Below are 19,913 nucleotides of genomic sequence, written 5' to 3'. Positions count from 1 at the left end.
CCGCGCATGCGCAGGCAACTCCCTGCAACCCATCCAGAAAAGAGAACCACCATGCCGTTCGCCAATTTCAAGGTCCCCGCAGGAACCCTCGACGAGAAGCAGAAGGAAGAGATCGTCACCCGCACCACCGAGCTCTACGTCGAGATCTACGGCGAACGGGCCCGCGCCAACACCATGGTTCTGGTCGAAGAGGTCACCGACGGCGGCTGGGGCATCGGCGGCAACGTCCTGACCCTCGCGATGCTCACGCAGTCGCCCGAGGACTGACGCCGCTACCGACGGGCGGGTGAGCGTGACGTTCCCCCGCCTGGCGCCCCGTAATTGCCGCGTCGAACTCAGCCCATTCCAGTCGTGCCACCGCGCTTTCGCGACGCACCAGAAGCGTCCGCCGACAGCTGGTTGATTTTCGCAATTCCTCCGCCATCCACACCAAAAGGGTGACCGCGCGATCACGCAGCGCACTCAGTGCGGGATCATGATTACTGATTGAGCACTTTATGAACATCGCCTTGCCTGTACGCGGCCCGATGATTCGGAGGATGCTCTTGGCCGTCATCCACTACCTGTACTACGTCGGGTTTCCGTAATGCCCATCCCTCAGGCTCCGTACGCGCCGCAACCTTCCCCGTCGGTCGACTCCGGAATTCCGGCCCCGGTCGACGCGGTTTTCTCGATGCAGCGAGACGGAACAGCGGCCTTGCTGCGCGACATGAGGAGCCAGGGCGTCATGCCGACGTTCCCCCATCCTTGGGGATCGACAGGCGCCTACCTTTCCCTGCTGCGGCGGCCGCAACCCCTGGCACTTCTGGATGTACCGGACACCAGCCTGGTCCCTGACCTGCCGCAGCGCGTTCAGGTACTCAGCAGGCTGTCCACGGTCGTCGTACTGGTACCACAGGACACCGACTCGGTCTCCTTACTGCGGGCCGGCGCCGCCAACGTACTGTCTCGCAGTGCGTCGCCCAAGGAGTTGGCCAGCCGAATAGCCGCCGAGCGCCGCTGGCTTGCAGTGCTTTCCCCGCTTCATTCCACGGACGACGACAATCAGTGCCTGAATCCCACACTGAACGTGAAGCACGCCTCTCAGCAGATTCTTCTGGAGCTCATCCAGGCCGTGAGGCATCCATGGTGCTGTCACGACCTGTGCCTCCTTCTCGGCGATGCACAGCGTCCGCTCAGCCGGCGCGCCCTGCAGGCCCGTATGAAGCGGCTGACCCACCGTATGGCGGAGGGTGACATCTCGTTCACCATCACCAAACAGTGGGGTCGCACCGCCTTCGGCCGGGCTGCAGAACAGCAGCCTGCCGTCTCGAGGCCCATGCCGTGACCTGTGACGAGCCATCTGCGTTCCGGCGGGCTCACACGGCTGCTTCCGCCGGCCTGTCAGTGGCCTTGCGGTGTGCCGGACTGTCCTCGCGATAAAAGACGTATCCGCCGTGGTGAAGGACGTCACCCTGGAACGTTCCGTCGGCCGTGAAGCCCGTGTCGTCCGCGTACTCGATGTGATTCCCCCTGACCCAGTAGCGGCCGGTATAGGCGCTTTCACGGTTGCCCCGCGCTTCGTCATAGCGGCCGTTCGGGAGGAGCTCTTGGCGGATCCGATCGTCCGCGGTGACCCACATCCCGACGTACGTGTGGAGCTCACCCGAGTTACCCGTCCCGCTGCTGGTGGGTGACTGACTCGACGTCGTCGGGCCGGCGGAGGCGGGTTGTTCACCGGGCACCTGCTGACAGGCCACCGCCGCCGCCACACTGACCAGGGGTGCAACGATCCTCAGAGTGCTGTTGTTTTGGCGCATGTACGGATGATGACCCGCGAACCCCGTGGAGCGAGAGGCCGAGCTGCTCCTGGGAGCCGTGCACCCACCCGCCGGCACCGGCGAGTGCGTTTCGAGACAGGTGACTTCGCCCCGAACGCGGCCAGCGCTCCCGAGCCGATCTTCCCGACGACGTTCACGCAGCGGCCCTTGACCAAGGGGCTGATCTTCGGAGGGGCCGCGGTCGCAACCCGTGGCTGAACCCTTCCGCCTCCTGGTGCCCGAACCGCACCGAAGTCGTGCGGCGGGTTGCGCGATACGGGCGGTGGGCACATGTGAGCACTGGTTGAGCAGGTGTCGCGCTTACGACGTGCCCCATGCGCTGGAAAGGTTGTCGGTGCCCCCACGCAGCACCTGTCACGAGCACGGTGCTCATGCCTGTGCCACGGTGATTCCTGGAGATGAGACGCGTTGAGCACCGCCGAACGAGCGACGCCGTCGGAGCCGTACCCCCGGCCTCCTCGGAGGCGACGCTGATGACCCAGATGCTGGCAGGCTTCCAGGTCTCCCAGGCGCTGTATGTCGTGGCCAAGTTGAACAGCGCCACCAAGCTCGCGAAGGGCCTCGGCCCCTCGGGCCGCCGACGGAGGAGACCGGCGCCGACGAGGAAGCTCTACGGCGCCTGCTGCGCACACTCGCACCGCTCGGCCTGTCCGCGATGGCGGGCACGACACGGTCGAGGTGACATCCTTCGGCGAGCTCAACCGCCGCCGACAGCGCGACAGCCTCTTCGCCGAGCTCGGCGAAGAGCCAGGCCGGCGGCCTCGGCGCGGGCGCCGACAAGCCCCTCGGGATCAGCCTGCGTCCAGGCTTGCGGTGTGAATGGGCACTTGTGCTCAAGCCTTGGCCGTACAGGAAGGGACACGAGTCCGGGGACTGCGCGGGTTTGCAACGGTTCGCGCCGGAGGGTCTTGGGGTGGCTGAGGATCTGGGTTGTCCGGAGGGAAAACCTCCCTCCGGACAACCGACTTGCAGCTCTAGAAGAACCCAAGTTTCTTCGGGCTGTATGAAACAAGAAGGTTCTTCGTCTGCTGGTAGTGCTCCAGCATCATCTTGTGCGTCTCGCGTCCGATCCCGGACTGCTTGTAGCCGCCGAACGCGGCATGCGCCGGGTACGCGTGGTAGCAGTTCGTCCAGACGCGTCCCGCCTGGATCGCCCGGCCGGCGCGGTACGCCGTGTTGATGTCCCGGGTCCAGACGCCCGCGCCGAGACCGTACAGCGTGTCGTTGGCGATTTTCACCGCGTCGTCGAAGTCGTCGAAGGACGTCACCGAAGCCACCGGGCCGAAGATCTCCTCCTGGAAGATCCGCATGCGGTTGTCGCCCTCGAAGATCGTCGGCTGGACGTAGTAGCCGCCCTTCAACTCGCCGTCGTACTCGACGCGTTCTCCACCCGTGAGGACCCTCGCCCCCTCCTGCCGGCCGATGTCCAGATAGGAGAGGATCTTCTCCAGCTGGTCGTTGGAGGCCTGGGCGCCGATCATCGTGTCCGTGTCGAGGGGATGGCCCGGCTTGATCAGCTCGGTGCGGGCCACGGCCGCTTCCAGGAACTCGGCGTAGTTGCCGCGCTGGATGAGGGCCCTCGACGGGCAGGTGCACACCTCGCCCTGGTTGAGGGCGAACATCGTGAAGCCTTCGAGCGCCTTGTCGCGGAAGTCGTCGTCCTTCGCCCAGACGTCGTCGAAGACGATGTTGGGCGACTTGCCGCCGAGCTCCAGGGTGACCGGTTTGATGTTCTCCGACGCGTACTGCATGATCAGCCGCCCCGTCGTGGTCTCCCCGGTGAACGCCACCTTCGCGACCCGCGGGCTGGACGCGAGCGGCTTGCCCGCCTCCGCGCCGAAGCCGTTGACGATGTTCACCACGCCCGGCGGGAGAAGGTCGGCGATCAGGCTCATCCAGTAGTGGAGGGAGGCCGGCGTCTGCTCGGCGGGTTTGATGACGACCGCGTTGCCCGCCGCGAGGGCCGGGGCCAGCTTCCACGTCGCCATCAGGATGGGGAAGTTCCACGGGATGATCTGCGCGACGACGCCGAGTGGCTCATGGAAGTGATAGGCCACGGTGTCGTCGTCGAGCTCGCCCAGTGAGCCCTCCTGGGACCTGATCGCGCCCGCGAAGTAGCGGAAGTGGTCGATGGCGAGCGGGATGTCCGCCGCCAGCGTCTCCCGCACCGGCTTGCCGTTCTCCCAGCTCTCGGCGACGGCCAGGGGTTCGAGGTGGGCCTCCATACGGTCGGCGATCTTCAGCAGGATGCCGGAACGCTCGGTCACCGACGTGCGGCCCCAGCCGGGCGCCGCCGCGTGCGCCGCGTCCAGGGCCCGTTCCACGTCCTCCGCCGTGCCGCGTGCGACCTCCGTGAACGGCTGCCCGTTCACCGGCGACGGGTTCTCGAAGTACTGTCCGCGGGCCGGCGGCACGTACTCGCCCCCGATGAAGTGGTCATAGCGCGCCTGGTAGGAGACGATCGCGCCCTCGGTACCGGGCGCCGCGTAACGGGTCATCTGTCGGCCTCCTTCAGAAGCGCTGCCCGCCGTTGGGCAGCTCTCGGCGCGAGGTTAGGGAGCGAGAGGTTGCAGGTACGTTGCGTGCACCAGGGGTCGGGTACGGGTGGCGCGGTCGGCCGTGGCCCCGGCAGCCGACGCGGCCTCGGTCAGCGCCCCGACGAGCGCGACCATGCCGTCGGCGCCGCCAGTTCCGACTCGAGCCCGGCGAGGCGGGCCCGGATCGTCGCCGTCGGCCGGACCGCGGCGAGTGCCTGCCATATGTCGAGGTCGTCCTCGCCCCAGGGGGCGTGCGCCCAGTCCGCCAACAGGTCGGGATCGCGGCGGGCGACCAGCGCCGTACGCAGACCGTCGGCGAGACGGCGCCTGAGCCTGACCACCGACGGGGCCTGGGAGCCCGGCAGCAGCGGGCCCGGGTACGCGGTCGCCGCCGCCGTGACGGCACCGGTCTCCAACCGCCGCTCCACCACCGCGACATCGGACTCGACCGGCACGGTGAGCCGGTACGGCCGTGACGCGAGCAGGCCGGGGCCGAGCACCCGGCGCAGCCGCGCCAACTCGGCGCGCAGCGTCACCGGCGTCACCGACTCGTCCTCGTACAGCGCGCACAGCAGCTCGTCGCCGGTCAGTCCCTCCGGATGGCGGGCCAGCAGCACCACGATCTCGCTGTGCCGACGGCTGAGCCTGATCGTGCGGCCGGTGGTGTGCAACAGTGCCTCGTCGCGGCCCAGCGCGGTCAGCTCGGCCATGTCGGCGGCGGGCCCCTCGAGGGCGAACAGCGCCAGGTGGGACTCGGCGGCCCGCGCGACGGCCTGCACGAAACCCAGGCTGTGCGGATGTGCGAGCCCGTCCCCGCCGGTGATGTCCACCGCACCGAGCACCCGCCCGGAACGGGGATCGTGCACCGGCGCCGCCGCGCACGTCCAGGGCTGCACCCGGCGGATGAAGTGCTCTGCCGCGAACACCTGCACCGGCCGGTCGACGGCGACCGCCGTACCCGGCGCGTTCGTGCCGACCGCCGTCTCGGCCCACCGGGCACCCGGCACGAAGTTCATCCCTTCCGCCTGTGCGCGAGTGGCCGGATGGCCCTCCACCCACAGCAGCCTGCCGTGCGCGTCGCACACCGCGAGGAGGTGCTCGCCGTCGGAGGCGAACGTGCCCAGCAACTCACGGAACAGCGGCATCACCCGCGCCAGCGGATGCTCGGCCCGGTAGGCGCCGAGATTTCCGTCCATGAGTTCCACGCTCGCGGTGCCGTCCGGCCCGACGCCGGCCCGCGCGGAACGCCGCCACGAGTCGGCCACCACCGATCGCACCGGCCGCGGCACCGTGCCCGCCTCGGTGAACGTCTCATGCGCGCGCCGCAGCATCCGCATGCGCTCGGCGGGGTCGGCCCCCGGCTCGAGGGCCACCCAGGGATCGCTCAAATCGGCCTCCCTGAAGGGCGATGCGCTCGGGGACATCGTCACGCCGGGTGCGCGCCCGGACAACCGTTTCGACCGCGCTCATCCGAAAGGCGGCCCCGCCGCTCCGGGGCAGACGCCCGCCGTCGACGTGACACGACGGCCGCACTTCTCGTGAATCACCGTATGACGCCTGCCGGTTGGGCAGCAGCGCACGCCGTACTTCGGTGGACAAGGGCGAGACTGTGGAAAACCTCCTCACCCGCATGGGGGGAGCCGGCCGGGAATCAGGCCCGTTCGGCGACGCCTGCCGGGTCGTCGAGGACGCCCCGCACCACCGAGTGCGCGGCCCCCAGCAACGGTCCCTCGGAACCCAGCCGGGACACGGACACCGGACACGCCGGCCCCGCCGTGCGCCGGGCCAGCTCCTCCCGCAGGGACGGCAGCAGCCACGGCGCGAGCCCGGCCAGCGCACCGCCGAGCACGACGCCCACCGGGTCCAGCAGGTTGACCGCCCCGGTCAGCGCGATACCGAGCGCCTCTCCCGCGTCGCGCAGCGCCCGCCGTACGTTCTCGTCACCGTCCGCTGCGCGCCCCGCGAGCAGGCCGACGCGGTCCTCGCCCGGCTCCAGACCGGCCGCCCGCAGCACCGCCTCCTCGCCGGCGTACTGCTCCAGACAGCCCCGCCCGCCGCACGGACAGCTCGGCCCGTCCGGCCGCACTGGCACATGCCCCAGTTCGCCCGCGAATCCGCGCGTTCCGTGCAACAGCCGTCCGTCCACCACGACCGCCGCGCCGATGCCGATCTCCGCCGACACGTGCAGGAAGTCGCGCGGGGTGCCGTCACCGAGCCAGAGTTCGGCCAACGCACCGAAGTTGGCCTCGTTGCCGACGGCCAGCGGGAAGGCCGACGGCAGCAGGGCGCCGAGGTCCGTGTCGTGCCAGTCGAGGTTCGGGGCCCGTACGACGGTACGGGCGTCGCGCGCCACCAGCCCGGGCACGGCCACGGCGAGCCCCGCGGGCCACAGGCCCTCGCGCTCCGCCTCGTCGATCACGGCACGGACCAGTCCGGTGAGCTCCTCGATCACGGGACCGGGGGCACGGCCGCGGTTCGCGCCGTACCGCACGGCCCTGGACCGCACCTGACCGCGCAGGTCGACCGCGCAGGCCGCGAGGTGGTCGACGCCGATCTCGGCGCCGATCCCGGCGGGACCGTGTCCGCTGACGGCGAGTGCCGATCCCGGCCGGCCCACCCGGCCGGGCCGCTCGGGGCCCAGCTCCTCCAGCAGTCCGGAGCGTATGAGCTCGTCGACGAGGGTCGACACCGCGGCACGGGTCAGACCGATGCGGGAGGCGACGGCGGCACGGGACAGCGGCCCCTCGGCGCTGACGGTGTGCATCACCCGGGCGAGGTTGCGGCGGCGCATGCCCTGCTGGGTGTCGGGCAGGGCACGGCCGGGACCGGCCGGGTGGCCCTCGTGCAGCGGTGCGGTCATGCCTCCGTCCGTCCTTGGTCGGTGTCTTCGACGGTCACCCGCAGGTGGGGCGGCCGATGGCCACGAGAAGGGCGCCCGCCAGTCACAAGAGCGCCCTCAGTGGTCTCCCGTCCCCCGCTCCAGCAGCGGCGCCGCGTCGGAGAGTACCCCGGCGATCCTGGCCAGCGTCGCCTCGTCCCGTTCGACGGCCTCCAGCACCGGCCCGGCGGCCGTGTTCCAGCGCCGGGCGACCGCGGCCGGGTCCTCGCCGGTCAGCAGGCCGGCCGCCTGAGCCGCCGCGCCGAGCGCCACCAGCTCCTTGGCCTCGGGCACCTGCACCGGGCGCCCGGACAGCCGCCGTACGGTGTTCTGCCAGGCCGTGCCCCGGGCGCCGCCGCCGATCAGCAGCAGCGGGGTCGAGCGGTCCGCGTCCCCGTCGAGGACCAGGTCGAGAGCGCCGAGCAGCGAGTGCACGGCTCCGTCGTACGCGGCCTGCAGCAGCTGTCCGCCGGTCGTGTCGTGGCGCAGCCCGTGCAGCAGTCCCGAGGCGTTCGGCAGTGCGGGGGTGCGCTCGCCGTCCAGGTAGGGGAGGAGGGTGACGCCGGTGCTGGGTTCGACGGCCTCGCGGTCCAGCCCCAGCAGGGCCGCGACCCGGTCCACGGCGAGGGTGCAGTTCAGGGTGCAGGCCAGCGGCAGCCAGTCGCCGTGGGCGTCGGCGAAGCCCGCCACGGTGCCGGTCGGGTCCGCGGGGCGGCGCTTCGACACGGCGTACACCGTGCCCGAAGTGCCGAGGCTCATCACCGGCGTACCGGGCCGAAGGCCCAGGCCCAGCGCGGCGGCCGCGTTGTCGCCGGTGCCCGGGGCCACCAGGGTGCCCCTGGAGAACGGCAGGTCGTGGCCGCCGCGCACGGTACCGGCCACTTCGCCGGGCCGGACCACCCGGGGCAGCAGGGCGGGGTCGAGCCCCACGTGGGCGAGGATCTCCTGGTCGTACGACTCCGTGCCCGACGCCCACCAGCCGGTCCCGGAGACGTCGCCGCGGTCGGTGGTGCCCTGCCCCGTGAGGCGCTCGGTGAGGTAGTCGTGGGGGAGGCGTACGGCCTTGGCCGCCCGGACCGCCTCCGGCTCGTGTTCGGCCAGCCACGCCCACTTCGTCACCGTGAAGGACGCGGCCGGCACGGAGCCGGTGCGCTCGGCCCAGAACTTCGCGCCGCCCAGCTCCTCGGTCAGCCGCCGGGCCTGCGGCGCCGAGCGCACGTCGTTCCACAGCAGGGCCGGGCGGACCGGCTCGCCCCGCGCGTCGAGCGTGACGAGCCCGTGCTGCTGCCCGCCGATGGACACCGCGGCCGCCTCGCGCGCCGCGTCCCCGCACTGACGCAGGGCCTCGCACAGGGCGTCCCACCACTGACGCGGGTCGCTCTCGCGGCCGGCCCCGGCGGTCACCGTGTGCGGGGCCTGGCCACTCGCGACGACCTGTCCGGTCGCCACGTCGACGACCAGCGCCTTCGTGGACTGCGTGGACGTGTCCACGCCGACGACGAGCGGACCCTCGGCTGCTGACATCGCGCTCTCCCTAAATTTTTCCGCGGCTCTGCGGGGTCTGTCTTCCCAGAGATGCGTTCGCATACTAATTTGTAAACGGCCATGACGAAATAGTCTCAGCACGCAAGGAGCCGCGGCATGAACTACCAGCCCACCCCTGAGGACAGGTTCACCTTCGGCCTGTGGACCGTCGGCTGGCAGGGAAGGGACCCGTTCGGCGACGCCACGCGGCGTGCCCTCGACCCGGTCGAGACGGTGCAGCGCCTGGCCGAGCTCGGCGCCCACGGCGTGACCTTCCACGACGACGACCTGATCCCCTTCGGGTCCTCGGACACCGAGCGCGAGGCGCACATCAAGCGCTTCCGGGAGGCCCTCGACGCGACCGGCATGAAGGTGCCGATGGCCACCACCAACCTGTTCACGCACCCCGTCTTCAAGGACGGCGCGTTCACCGCGAACGACCGCGACGTACGCCGCTACGCCCTGCGCAAGACGATCCGGAACATCGACCTGGCGGCCGAGCTGGGCGCCAAGACCTACGTCGCCTGGGGCGGGCGCGAGGGTGCCGAGTCCGGCGCCGCCAAGGACGTACGCGTCGCGCTGGACCGCATGAAGGAGGGCTTCGACCTCCTCGGTGAGTACGTCACCGAGCAGGGCTACGACCTGCGCTTCGCCATCGAGCCCAAGCCGAACGAGCCGCGCGGCGACATCCTGCTGCCCACGGTCGGCCACGCGCTGGCGTTCATCGAGCGCCTTGAGCGTCCCGAGCTGTACGGCGTCAACCCGGAGGTGGGCCACGAGCAGATGGCCGGCCTGAACTTCCCGCATGGCATCGCGCAGGCGCTGTGGGCGGGCAAGCTCTTCCACATCGACCTCAACGGCCAGTCCGGCATCAAGTACGACCAGGACCTGCGCTTCGGCGGCGGCGACCTGCGTGCCGCCTTCTGGCTGGTCGACCTCCTGGAGAGCGCCGGTTACGACGGCCCCCTGCACTTCGACTTCAAGCCGCCGCGGACCGAGGACCTCGACGGCGTGTGGGCGTCGGCCGCGGGCTGCATGCGCAACTACCTCATCCTCAAGGACCGCGCGGCCGCCTTCCGGGCCGACCCGGAGGTCCAGGAGGCCCTGCGCTCCTCGCGTCTGGACGAGCTGGCCCAGCCCACCGCGGCCGACGGCCTGAAGTCCCTTCTCGCCGACCGCGGCGCCTTCGAGGACTTCGACGTGGAGTCGGCCGCCGCGCGCGGCATGGGCTTCGAGCGGCTCGACCAGCTGGCGATGGACCACCTGCTGGGGGCGCGCGGCTGACCGCACGCGCGCGTGCCGCGGCTTCCGAGGGTGCTCGGCAGCTGGGTGACCTCGGGGTCTCAGTGACGTCAGGGTCTCTGTGACCTCGGGTTTTCTGAGTGACCTCGGCTTTTGGATGGCCTCGGCTTTTGAGCGATCCCGCGCGGAATGTTCCGGAATCATGCGGTCCAGGGCATGAGGCCGCATCAACTTCCGCGCGGGGCTCGCGCCATGACCGCTTCGAGGCGACTCTGGACGCTATGGCCATGCCGCCCGTACCGCCTCAGCCGCCCGGGCCACCGGGTGACACGCCGCCTCCGGGCGACGGTTTCGGACCGCCTCCCGAAGGCTTCGGCCACAGTGGACCGACCCCGTACGGGGGTTCGGCTTCGTACGAGGGCTCCTCACACGGTGGTTTCTCGTCGACCCAGCCGATGTCTCCCACCGGTGCACCGGGCGGGCCGTCCGGCGGCCCGGCAAGACGCCGAAACCCGTTGTTCGTCATCCTGGCCGTGATCGCGGCCGCGGTGGCCGTTGCCGCGGTGGTCCTCATGGCGTCAGGCAACAGTGACTCGCCGGACGAGAAGGCACCCCCCGAGAGCAGCGCGGGCACGAGCCGCGCCGCCTCGCCGTCGTTCAGTCTCCCGACCGAGCTGCCCAGCAGTCTGCCGACCGATCTGCCGTCGCAGTTCCCCACCGAGCTGCCGAGCGACTTCCCCAGCGACTTGCCGAGCGACTTCGAATCGCTGATCCCGTCACTCGGCGACGTCCTTCCCTAGCCGGAATCCGCCGTCAGCCGCAGACCGACGGCACCGCAGATGGATGCCTGCCGCAGACCGGCGTCCGCGCAGACCGACGTCGGGCGCCGTGTGGTGGCCGCACGGACGGCATCCGACCGGAGGGCGAGCGGCTCATGGCTCACGCGCGCGACGCCCTCCATCTCGTTCAGGAGGCTTCCTCCTCGGGGCCGGCCTCCGCAGAAGCCAGCGCGGTCGCGGGATCCTGGGCGGGCCCGCCGACGGGCACCCAGCGACCGCCCTCCTTCCGATACGGCCACCAACGGCCGTCGCGCCCCAGACGCACCTGGCCCGGCGCGTCGACGACCGTCCACCGGTTGGCCTGCGCCCGCAGCGTCGGCCGTTCGTCCTCGTCCCAGGCCGAGTCCAGGACGGCACGCACGCGTGCGAGCGTTTCGCCTTCCACGGTCCACTCCTCCTCGCACACCGCCAGCGCGGCAGGGCCCCCGTGCCGCCAGGCCCGCACGGCCAGGGCCAGCTGCTCCCGGCCGCGTCCCGACCCGTCGGCCAGCCGGTCCAGAACGGCCTTCGCGGGGGCGCCCGCGGCGAGGCGGACGGCATCTTGAGCCGCCGTCAGCTCCCCTTCGGCGACCGGCGATCCGGGACCGGTCCGTAGAGCCTCGCCGAGCAGGCGGTGGGCCTCCACTGCCGTCCGGGCGGCCAGGAACTCCAGGGCCGCCGGATCGATCCCGGGCGCGGGCGGGGTCTCGGTGTCCAGGGGCGACGGCACGCCTGGCTCCTCGGGCAGGCCGGGCAGAGCGGGCAGCGGCGGCAGGTCCTCCCCGGCGGCGTACGCCTGTGCGGCATCCACGCCCGCCGGTTCGGCGGCCACCGTGGCGGGCGCGGCGCTGCGCTTCTGGAGGGCGTCCAGCAGGACGCGTTCGGAACGGCCCCGCATCAGCAGCAGCACGAAGGGATCCTCGTCCAGCAGGCGCGCCACCTGGTGGCACAGGGCCGCGGTGTGTCCGCAGTGGTCCCAGGCGTCGCAGTCGCACTCCGGCTCCAGATCGCCCACGCCGGGCAGCAGTTCGATGCCGGCCGCAGCCGCGTCCTCGACCAGGTGCGGCGGCATGTCGCGGTCCAGCAGCGCCGCCACGTGCCCGGCACGCTCGACGGCCATGTCGAGGAAGCGGTCCCACTGCTCGTCCGACAGCTCCGCCAGCAGCACGTCGGCCCGGTGTGCGGTGCCGTCGCTGTCCTGTACGACCGCGATGATGCGTCCCGGGCGCACCGACACCGCGCCGACGGCTCCCGCGCGCGCGAGTCTGCGCCCCGCCTTCACCTGCGCCGAGTCCAGTGCCGTGTCCTCCAGGGCCTTCAGCCAGGCCAGGCCCCACCACGTCTGTGCGAAGCCCCTCCCGCGCGCGGGAGGCAGCGCGGCGAACGTGCGCTCCGTGTCACCGTCGTACGCGTTCATCGTGCGCCTCCTCGCAGTTCGACCAGCTCGGCCAGCTCCCTGTCCGTCAGTTCCGTGAGTGCCGCCTCACCCGCGCCGAGCACGGCGTCGGCCAACTGCCGTTTCCGGTCGAGCATGTCGGCGATACGGTCCTCGATGGTCCCCTCGGTGATCAGCCGGTGCACCTGCACGGGCCGGGTCTGGCCGATGCGGTACGCGCGGTCGGTGGCCTGCGCCTCGACCGCGGGGTTCCACCAGCGGTCGTAGTGCACGACGTGCTCGGCCCGGGTGAGGTTCAGGCCCGTGCCCGCGGCCTTCAACGACAACAGGAAGACGGGGACTTCGCCGTCCTGGAAGCGCCGCACCATCGCCTCCCGCCGGGGAACGGGCGTCCCGCCGTGCAGGAACTGCGAGGGCGTGCCGCGGGCCGCCAGGTGTCGCTCGACGATCCGGGCCATCTGCACGTACTGCGTGAAGACGAGGACGCTCGCCCCCTCGGAGAGGATGGTGTCGAGGAGTTCGTCCAGCAGCTCCAGCTTCCCGGAGCGTCCGGCGATCGTCGGCCGCTCCTCCTTGAGAAACTGTGCCGGGTGGTTGCAGATCTGCTTCAGGCTCGTCAGCAGCTTCACGATCAGCCCGCGCCGGGCCATGTCGTCGGCGCCGGCGATCTCCGCGAGGGTCTCGCGCACCACCGCCTCGTACAGGCCCGCCTGTTCCGGTGTGAGTGACACGGCACGGTCGGTCTCGGTCTTCGGCGGCAGTTCCGGGGCGATCCCCGGATCGGACTTTCGGCGACGCAGCAGGAAGGGCCGTACGAGCCGGGCGAGCCGTTCCGCGGCTGCCGGGTCCTGACGGCCCTCGACGGGCTGCGCGTACCGCGTGCGGAAGCTGCCGAGCCTGCCCAGCAGACCCGGAGTCGTCCAGTCGAGGATCGCCCACAGCTCCGACAGGTTGTTCTCCACCGGCGTGCCGGTGAGCGCCACGCGTGCGCGTGCGCCGATCGAGCGCAGCTGCCTGGCGGTCGCCGAGTACGGGTTCTTCACGTGCTGGGCCTCGTCCGCCACGACCATGCCCCACGGCACCTCGCCGAGCCGGCGGGCGTCCAGGCGCATCGTGCCGTACGTGGTGAGGACGAACTCCCCGTCGGCCAGGTCGTCCAGGCTGCGGCGGGCCCCGTGGAACCGGCGCACGGGGGTGCCGGGCGCGAACCTCTCGATCTCGCGCTGCCAGTTGCCCATCAGGGACGTCGGGCACACCACGAGGGTGGGACCGGCGGACTCGGCGTCGGTCTGCCGGTGCAGATGCAACGCGATCAGGGTGATGGTCTTGCCGAGTCCCATGTCGTCGGCGAGACAGCAGCCCAGCCCCAGCGACGTCGTCCGGGCCAGCCAGCTCAGGCCCCGCAGCTGGTAGTCCCGCAGCGTGGCGGCGAGCGCGGCGGGCTGTGCGACGGGCTCCTGAGCCTCGGGGTCCGCGAGGCGCTCCCGTAGTGCCGCCAGCCAGCCCGTGGGATGGACGTCGACCCGGCGGCCGTCCACCTCGGTGGAGCCCGTCAGGGCGGCGCTCAGGGCGTCGATGGGCGTCACCTTGCGGTCCTGCCTGGCGCGGGCTCGGCGCACCTCCTCGGGGTCGACCAGGACCCACTGGTCGCGCAGGCGCACGAGGGGCCGGTCTGCCTCGGCGAGCCGGTCGAGTTCTTCCCGGGTGAGCCGCCGGCCGCCCAGCGCGAACCGCCAGTCGAAGGCGAGCAGCGCGTCGGCGGACAGGAACGACGGGGTGGCCGCCGAGGCCTTGAAGGGCCCCGTCTCGTCGTCCGGCGGACCGACCACCGCGCTGGCGGTGAACCTGCGGGCCAGTCCTTTCGGCCAGTGCACCTCGACTCCGGCGCCGAGGAGGCTGCGGGCCCCCTCCCCGAGGAGTTCGGTGACCTCCTCGTCGGCGAGTTCAAGGGCGTCGGGCACGGACGCCGAGAGCAGCGGCGCGAGCGGCGGCCAGGCCCGTGCGGCGCGGCGGAGCGCGAGCAGGGCGTCCATCCGCCCGCCCGCGTCGAACACCTCACCCGCCGTGCCGGAACCCGTCCACACCTCGACGGCGTCCGCGACGAGCGTCGGGTCGCTCACGCTGTGCACCTGCAGCACGGCCCGGAACGGCAGCACCGTGTCGTCCCGGGCCTCGGTCGGACCGGGTGCCTCGATCCGCAGCGAGAGCCGTACGCCCGCGTCGTGGCCCGCGGCGACGTCGGCGGCCCACGGGCGCTGCTCGGGCAGGTGCTGCGGTTCCGGCGCCGCGTAGGCGGGCCCGCCGGTCGCCAGGGGGGCCGCGGGGGAGCGGGGCAGCGTGTCGGCGACCGCGTCCAGGAAGGCGCGCAACAGCCGCTCCGGGTCGGGCAGGCGCAGGGGCCGGACGCCGTCCATGGGCACGGCGTGCGCCTCGGGCGGCATCGCGGCGGCGAGCCGGCGGATGTGTTCCACGTCCGCCGTCCTCAGAGGGCCCGTGCGCCAGGCGTCGTGGTCGCTCGGGGAGAGACCGGGCAACAGCAGGCCGCGTGCCGTGAGGTGCAGGGCCAGCACGGCAGCCGCGCCCCAGAACGCGGACGCGCGGTGTGCGTGTTCGCAGGCCCGCGCGCGCGTGAGCGCCGGCAGCGCGACGCGCACCGGCAGCAGGAGGGCCGGCACGCTCACCAGTTCGACACCGTCGTCGCCGGGCAGGGCGACGGCGAGCTCTTCGACGGTCCCCGCCGCCAGGGCAGGAGGGACATCGCCGTCGGGCCGCCAGAAGGCGACACGGCCGGTGCGAGCCGGATCGCCGGGCACGAACAGGGCGCAACAGCGAGCCAGTTCGGAGATCTGGGTCGATGGTGCCGGGGAAATCATCTGCACAGAGATGCCGATTCCTCAAATTTGACTACCGGGTCGGCCGCCGAGGATACAGCACAGCCGCGCCTCACCTGGCATGACGGGGAAGTAACCTGTGTCACTTTTCGATAAGGGTGTCGCCACCACGCCACCACGCCGACCCCCACCACATCGACAAGGACCCCGACGTCGCGCCGCCGACGTCCTCGTCTTCACCGGCGAGCAGGCGGCGCTCCGGACCGGCTTCAAGCGTAGGCTCACCCGCAACCAGGCCTGGCTGTCCTTCGCGCCCACCCACAAGGGCATGCACATGCCCGATCCGAGCTGCGAACCGTAGGGCCATCTGCGCCGGCAGGTCCTCATCTCGCGCAACCTTCGCGGCGGCGCGGTGACCGACTGGTTTCTCGGCGGCCTCACCTGTCAGATCGAGCACCACCTCTTCCCCGGCATGCCCCGCCCCCAGCTGCGGCTCGTCCGGCCACTGGTGCGCGCACGCTGCCGGGAGTTGGATATCCCTTACGCGGAGACCGGGCTCGTCGACTCCTGCCGACAGGCTCTGCAGCACATGCACCAGGTGGGCGACCTCCTGCGGACGGAGTAGGGGCGCGCCTCGGGGATGTCTCAGGGGCGTCTCAGGGTCGCGGTTCGGAACCGCGAGAGGCGCGGACCCGTTTTTCTGGACAGAGAGCGGCACTGGCCGCGGAGGAGGCGACGCACATGTCGAAGAAGGCGAAGATCGCCGCAGGAGGTGTGGCGGTCGGGCTCATCCTGCTGATCTGGCTGCCCTGGTGGGCCGCGCTCCTGATCGTCCTGGGAGTCCCTGCGGCCGCGTACCTCACGCTGGACCCCTCACAGCGGCGCAGGCTGCGCCGCGTCTCGCGAAAGGAGCTGGGCCGCTGACGCACCAGCACGCCGGCTCGGGCCGAGCCGACCAGTGCGCCGGATTCCACCGTGGAGCCGCTCGCGGACCTGCCGACCGGCATGGTCCGCGGGCGGACGGACGCCCCATGGTGCTCAGGAGATCAGCCGCGAGCCCGACGTCGCCCGGCCGGGCTCAGAGCGGGCGTACGGCCATCTTGTCGAGCGCCTCCAGGAGGCCCGGTAGCTCTGGGCCCCGGCCCACCGGCAGGACCTCGCCGGGCTCGTCGTCGAGCAGGACGAACGCGATGTCGTCGGTCCTGGCCACGAGTGACCAGCCGGGACCGTCGGCACGCAGTGTCCGCGCGTCCCCGGGAGCGAAGGAAGACCGGACGCGACCGAGGGGAGGAGGCGCGTCCACGTAGGCGCGGGCCTCCGCGAGGACACGCCGGATGCCGCCGTGCCCCGCGTGTCCGTCCTTCCCGGCTTCCCGGGCGCCACCGGTGCTCTCGGACGGCTCGTCGTCGTCCGCGGTGCCGGAGTTCCCGTCGCCGAGGTCGTCGCCGCGGTTCTGGAAGGCCGCGTCGTCGATCTGCTCACGCCAGACCGCCCACTGGAGGGCGATCTCGTCGGCGCCCAGTCGCCGCTGGGCCGACCCCCAGACGGTGGTGTCCGGAGGCGTCAGCGACGGACCCTGCGCGACGTCGGGGTCGGGGTCGTGCGGCGCCGGCACGCCCGGCGCCGCGACGGCGACCGCGAGCGGCCAGCCCGGCAGGGCGGCGACGACCGTGCGTTCGTCGGGCGACAGATCGTGCTCCATGCCGCAGTCCCAGGACGCGATGGCGACGGCGACCAGCGACACGTCGTCGACGACGACCGTCCACCGGGCGCCCTCGCCGTCCTGGCCGAGCACCAGGCCGTACCCGTCCGCCAGCGGCGCGAGACCGAGCGTCGCGCAGGCCTCCGGATAGTCGTCGCCCAGCACGCTCGGGAACTTCGCCGGCGTCAGCAGCACCGCCGTCAGCACATAGAGCGCGTCGTCCGCGGCGGCGACGGCGTCCTCGTCCGTCCCGGCCATCCCAGCCTCCCCATCGGTTCGTCCAACGGCGCGCACCCTAGTGCGCCCGGAAGGCGCTTGTCACGACTCCCCGGCACACCGGAGCTGCAGTTTTCCGGCCGGACGGGGCGAAACGACCGCCAGGGCACGCGCGTCAGGCCACCGGAAGCCCCAGAAGTGCGCGCGCCACCGTCCGCGGTGACTCGTCGCGCTCCCGGGCGAGCGCGATGACGGCCCGGCATGCCAACTCGTTCACCCCGAAGGACAGCGCCTCCGGCGACACCCAGCCGGCGGTCTCGTCGATCCGCTCCTGGTCGTCCTCCGCGCAGGCCGACACATACGCGGCGGCGGCTTCGAACAGGTTGTGCGAGCGGGTGTCCCGGCCGGTGTCCGTCTCGGCGCGCAGGGCATGGACGAATCTGGCACCGGACTTGCGGATCCTGTCGAACATGCTGACCACCTTCCCCCTGTGTGGTTGCCATGGCTGACCGTTCATCTTCCGCTACCCAACGTAGAGTTGGAGCTTCGGCGACAGAAGGGGGACGGCGCGGTGAAGCGCTTCGAGCGGCTCGCGCAGATTCGGACGATGGACCCGGAGAGGGACGCCACCGAGATCTACCGGCTCTCCGTGGCGTACGAGTTTCCCTGGGACTTCACCCGCGCCCTGGAACTGGCCCTGTACCGCACGTACGCCGTGCCGAGCATAGGGCGACTGCTCGCGGAGACGGCGGAACTCACGGACCGGACGCAGAAGCGGTACGACGACACCTCGCTGCTTCTCGACGCCGTGGTCGAGCACGGTTTCGTCAGCGAGCAGGGCCGGACGGCGATCCGTCGCATCAACCAGATGCACCGCAGCTACGACATCGGCAACGACGACATGCGGTACGTGCTCTGCACGTTCGTCGTGATGCCCAAGCGCTGGATCGAGGCCTATGGCTGGCGTCGGCTGTCGCGTCACGAGATCGTCGCCTCCACCGTCCACCACCGCACACTGGGACGGCACATGGGCATCAAGGACGTACCGGAGACCTACGAGGAGTTCGAGGCGTGCCTCGACGCCTACGAAAAGGCCCACTTCGCCTGGGACCCGCAGGCACGACGAGTCTCCGACGCCACACTCGACCTCATGGCCTCCTGGTACCCGCGCCCTCTCGTGCCGCTCCTGCGCACCACGACGCTCGCCCTGCTCGACGACTCGCTCCTGAAGGCCTTCCGCTACCCGCCTCCCGGCGCCGCCACCCGCGCGGGCGTCCGCCGCGCGGTCCGGCTTCGCGGCCGAGCCGTCCGGCTGCTGCCGCCGCGGCGCGCACCACACCACGCGCGCCACAACTGGGAGATCAAGGGCTACCCGAACGGCTACCGCCTCGAGGACCTGGGCACCCTCCCGGTTCCGGGGGTGCGGGGCTGCCCGGTACGTCACACCGGCCCGTCAGCGATCATCTCCGGCGAGTGAGCCGCGATGTCGAGGGCCAGAGGGGCAGCATGAGGCAGGCCGATTTCGACGGCCAGGGGAAACGCATCCGGTGGACCGAGCCCCCGGGACAGCAACCCGCGCGCGTGCACGTGCACGGGCTCGGCGCGGTCTCGACCGTGTACCACGCGCAATCGCCGCGCGGCCCGAGCTCGGCGTACGACCCAGCCTGTTCGTGGACCTGCCCGGGCACGGCGTCAGCGACCGGCCCGGCGACTTCGGACACACGCTGGAGAACCACGCGGAGGCCCTGGCGGCGGCACTGGACGCTGCCGACGTGGCAGGCACGGAGCTCATCGGGCACAGCATGGGCGGCACGGTCGCCCTCGTGCTCGCCCGCCGGCGGCCGGACCTCGTCTCGCGGCTGGTCCTCACCGAGGCCAACCTCGGCGCCTCTCCGCCGCCCGCGGCCGGCAGCAGCGATATCGCCGCCTACGAGGAGGACGCGTTCGTCGACGGCGGATACGCGCGCGTGCTGGAGAAGGCCGGCCCCTTGTGGGCGGCGACCATGCGGCTGGCCGACCCGCGCGCCCTGCATCGCAGCGCCGTCGGGCTGCGCGCGGCTCGGACCCCGTCATGCGCACGATCCTGGAAACGCTGTCGGTCGCCCGGGACTACCCGCAGGGCGAGTTCAGCGGTGGCCTCGACGGAAGGAAGGACCTGGAGGCCGCGGGTGTGCGCGTGGTGACCGTGCCCGGCGCCGGTCACAAGGTCATGTTCGACAACCCCGACGTCTTCGTGGCGGTGATCGCCGGACCGGGCTGAGGCGTGAGTCCGGGCGGACGGCGTCAGTCCTCGCGGACGGCCAGAGCCAGGAACCGGTCGTCCCGGTCCACGTACGAGGTCAGGCGCCACCCGGATCCGGCCAGCAGCGGACGGAGAACGGGCTCCGCACGCAGATCGTCCGGGGTGATCCGCCGGCCCTGGCGTGCCGCGAGCGCCGCCCTGCCGATCGGGTGGAACAGGGCGAGCGTGCCGCCGGGGCGCACCACGCGCGCCAACTCCCGCAGGTTCTGGGCCGGATCGGGCAGGTGTGAGATGAGGCCCGCTCCGAACACCGCGTCCAGTGACCGCGAACGCAGCGGCAGCGCGGTCACGTCGGCGAGCAGCAACCGCCCGTCCCGGTCCCGTCCGGCCCGTACGGCGGCCTGCAGCATGTCAGGGGTCAGATCGGCCCCGACGACCACTCCCGAAACCCCCACGGCCGCGCGCAGCGGCGTCAGGGCCCGCCCCGTGCCGCAGCCCGCGTCGAGCACGCGATCGCCCTCGCGCAGTCCGAGGTCCGCGACCGCGGCGGCGTAGACCGGACCGTCGTCGGGGAACCGGCTGTCCCAGTCGGCGGCACGCGCGGCGAAGAATTCCTGGACGTGTGTGTGGTGGTCGCTCATGCTCCGCATGATCCCTCACCGACACGGATGGCGTCCGGGCGCACACGTTCGAGCGCCACGCGATCG

16 protein-coding genes and 2 pseudogenes are annotated in these 19,913 nt (G+C 71.7%); 8 read left to right on the top strand and 10 right to left on the bottom strand.

Annotation, left to right across the window (positions count from 1 at the left end; all coding sequences use genetic code 11):
• Positions 1 to 51 precede the first annotated feature (51 nt).
• The gene (locus ACZ5XS_RS09115) at positions 52 to 267 is read left to right on the top strand and encodes a tautomerase family protein (protein ID WP_468649281.1); all 216 of its coding nucleotides are present in this window, start codon (positions 52 to 54) and stop codon (positions 265 to 267) included.
• 460 nt (positions 268 to 727) lie between these two features.
• Positions 728 to 1,327: a hypothetical protein gene (locus tag ACZ5XS_RS09110; RefSeq protein ID WP_468649279.1), complete on the top strand. Its 600-nt coding sequence runs from the start codon at positions 728 to 730 to the stop codon at positions 1,325 to 1,327.
• Positions 1,328 to 1,358: 31 nt separating this feature from the next.
• On the opposite strand, the gene ACZ5XS_RS09105 is transcribed toward ACZ5XS_RS09110, so the two are convergent.
• From ACZ5XS_RS09105 to xylB, 5 genes are all read right to left on the bottom strand, one after another.
• A complete protein-coding gene (locus tag ACZ5XS_RS09105) occupies positions 1,359 to 1,724 on the bottom strand; it encodes an Atu4866 domain-containing protein (RefSeq protein WP_468649668.1) in 366 nt (121 codons plus the stop codon).
• A 1,070-nt stretch (positions 1,725 to 2,794) separates the two neighbouring features.
• Complete coding sequence (gene exaC, locus ACZ5XS_RS09100) at positions 2,795 to 4,318, bottom strand: acetaldehyde dehydrogenase ExaC (RefSeq protein ID WP_468649277.1); 1,524 nt, start codon at positions 4,316 to 4,318, stop codon at positions 2,795 to 2,797.
• A gap of 149 nt (positions 4,319 to 4,467) precedes the next feature.
• On the bottom strand, positions 4,468 to 5,745 hold the full coding sequence (locus tag ACZ5XS_RS09095) for a winged helix-turn-helix domain-containing protein (protein ID WP_468649275.1): 1,278 nt from the start codon (positions 5,743 to 5,745) through the stop codon (positions 4,468 to 4,470).
• A gap of 263 nt (positions 5,746 to 6,008) precedes the next feature.
• Positions 6,009 to 7,217: an ROK family protein gene (locus ACZ5XS_RS09090; RefSeq protein WP_468649273.1), complete on the bottom strand. Its 1,209-nt coding sequence runs from the start codon at positions 7,215 to 7,217 to the stop codon at positions 6,009 to 6,011.
• 96 nt (positions 7,218 to 7,313) lie between these two features.
• Positions 7,314 to 8,759, bottom strand: a complete 1,446-nt coding sequence (gene xylB, locus ACZ5XS_RS09085) for a xylulokinase (protein ID WP_468649271.1) — start codon at positions 8,757 to 8,759, stop codon at positions 7,314 to 7,316.
• 117 nt (positions 8,760 to 8,876) lie between these two features.
• Here xylB and xylA point away from each other — a divergent pair, with 117 nt between their 5' ends.
• Complete coding sequence (xylA, locus tag ACZ5XS_RS09080; RefSeq protein WP_468649269.1) at positions 8,877 to 10,043, top strand: xylose isomerase; 1,167 nt, start codon at positions 8,877 to 8,879, stop codon at positions 10,041 to 10,043.
• Between the two features lie 473 nt (positions 10,044 to 10,516).
• On the top strand, positions 10,517 to 10,801 hold the full coding sequence (locus ACZ5XS_RS09075; protein WP_468649267.1) for a hypothetical protein: 285 nt from the start codon (positions 10,517 to 10,519) through the stop codon (positions 10,799 to 10,801).
• 166 nt (positions 10,802 to 10,967) lie between these two features.
• Here ACZ5XS_RS09075 and ACZ5XS_RS09070 read toward each other — a convergent pair whose 3' ends face one another.
• Both ACZ5XS_RS09070 and ACZ5XS_RS09065 read right to left on the bottom strand, forming a co-directional pair.
• On the bottom strand, positions 10,968 to 12,236 hold the full coding sequence (locus tag ACZ5XS_RS09070; protein ID WP_468649265.1) for an SWIM zinc finger family protein: 1,269 nt from the start codon (positions 12,234 to 12,236) through the stop codon (positions 10,968 to 10,970).
• Positions 12,233 to 15,088, bottom strand: a complete 2,856-nt coding sequence (locus ACZ5XS_RS09065) for a DEAD/DEAH box helicase (RefSeq protein ID WP_468649666.1) — start codon at positions 15,086 to 15,088, stop codon at positions 12,233 to 12,235. Before ACZ5XS_RS09065 ends, ACZ5XS_RS09070 begins: the two co-directional genes overlap by 4 nt.
• A 128-nt stretch (positions 15,089 to 15,216) precedes the next feature.
• Here ACZ5XS_RS09065 and ACZ5XS_RS09060 point away from each other — a divergent pair.
• Positions 15,217 to 15,671 (top strand): annotated as a pseudogene (locus tag ACZ5XS_RS09060) (acyl-CoA desaturase); the annotation flags it as partial.
• Positions 15,672 to 15,787: 116 nt separating this feature from the next.
• Positions 15,788 to 15,970 carry a hypothetical protein gene (locus ACZ5XS_RS09055; RefSeq protein WP_217241955.1) on the top strand — a complete coding sequence of 61 codons (183 nt, stop codon included), beginning with the start codon at positions 15,788 to 15,790 and terminating at the stop codon, positions 15,968 to 15,970.
• A 154-nt stretch (positions 15,971 to 16,124) separates the two neighbouring features.
• Here the strand turns inward: ACZ5XS_RS09055 and ACZ5XS_RS09050 are convergent, their stop codons facing one another.
• Positions 16,125 to 17,006, bottom strand: a complete 882-nt coding sequence (locus ACZ5XS_RS09050) for a hypothetical protein (protein ID WP_468649263.1) — start codon at positions 17,004 to 17,006, stop codon at positions 16,125 to 16,127.
• 133 nt (positions 17,007 to 17,139) lie between these two features.
• Complete coding sequence (locus ACZ5XS_RS09045; protein ID WP_217241953.1) at positions 17,140 to 17,436, bottom strand: hypothetical protein; 297 nt, start codon at positions 17,434 to 17,436, stop codon at positions 17,140 to 17,142.
• Positions 17,437 to 17,535: 99 nt separating this feature from the next.
• On the opposite strand from ACZ5XS_RS09045, the gene ACZ5XS_RS09040 reads away from it, so the two are divergent.
• Both ACZ5XS_RS09040 and ACZ5XS_RS09035 read left to right on the top strand, forming a co-directional pair.
• The gene (locus tag ACZ5XS_RS09040; RefSeq protein WP_468649260.1) at positions 17,536 to 18,441 is read left to right on the top strand and encodes an oxygenase MpaB family protein; all 906 of its coding nucleotides are present in this window, start codon (positions 17,536 to 17,538) and stop codon (positions 18,439 to 18,441) included.
• A gap of 29 nt (positions 18,442 to 18,470) precedes the next feature.
• Positions 18,471 to 19,224: pseudogene (locus ACZ5XS_RS09035) on the top strand (alpha/beta fold hydrolase).
• A 23-nt stretch (positions 19,225 to 19,247) separates the two neighbouring features.
• On the opposite strand, the gene ACZ5XS_RS09030 reads toward ACZ5XS_RS09035, so the two are convergent.
• Positions 19,248 to 19,847 (bottom strand): class I SAM-dependent methyltransferase, encoded by a 600-nt coding sequence (locus ACZ5XS_RS09030; RefSeq protein WP_468649258.1) that lies wholly within the window; start codon positions 19,845 to 19,847, stop codon positions 19,248 to 19,250.
• Positions 19,848 to 19,913: the final 66 nt, after the last annotated feature.

The sequence above is a fragment of the Streptomyces sp. NPDC033131 genome, assembly GCF_055578365.1.
This window is presented reverse-complemented; position numbering and strand designations above follow the sequence as displayed.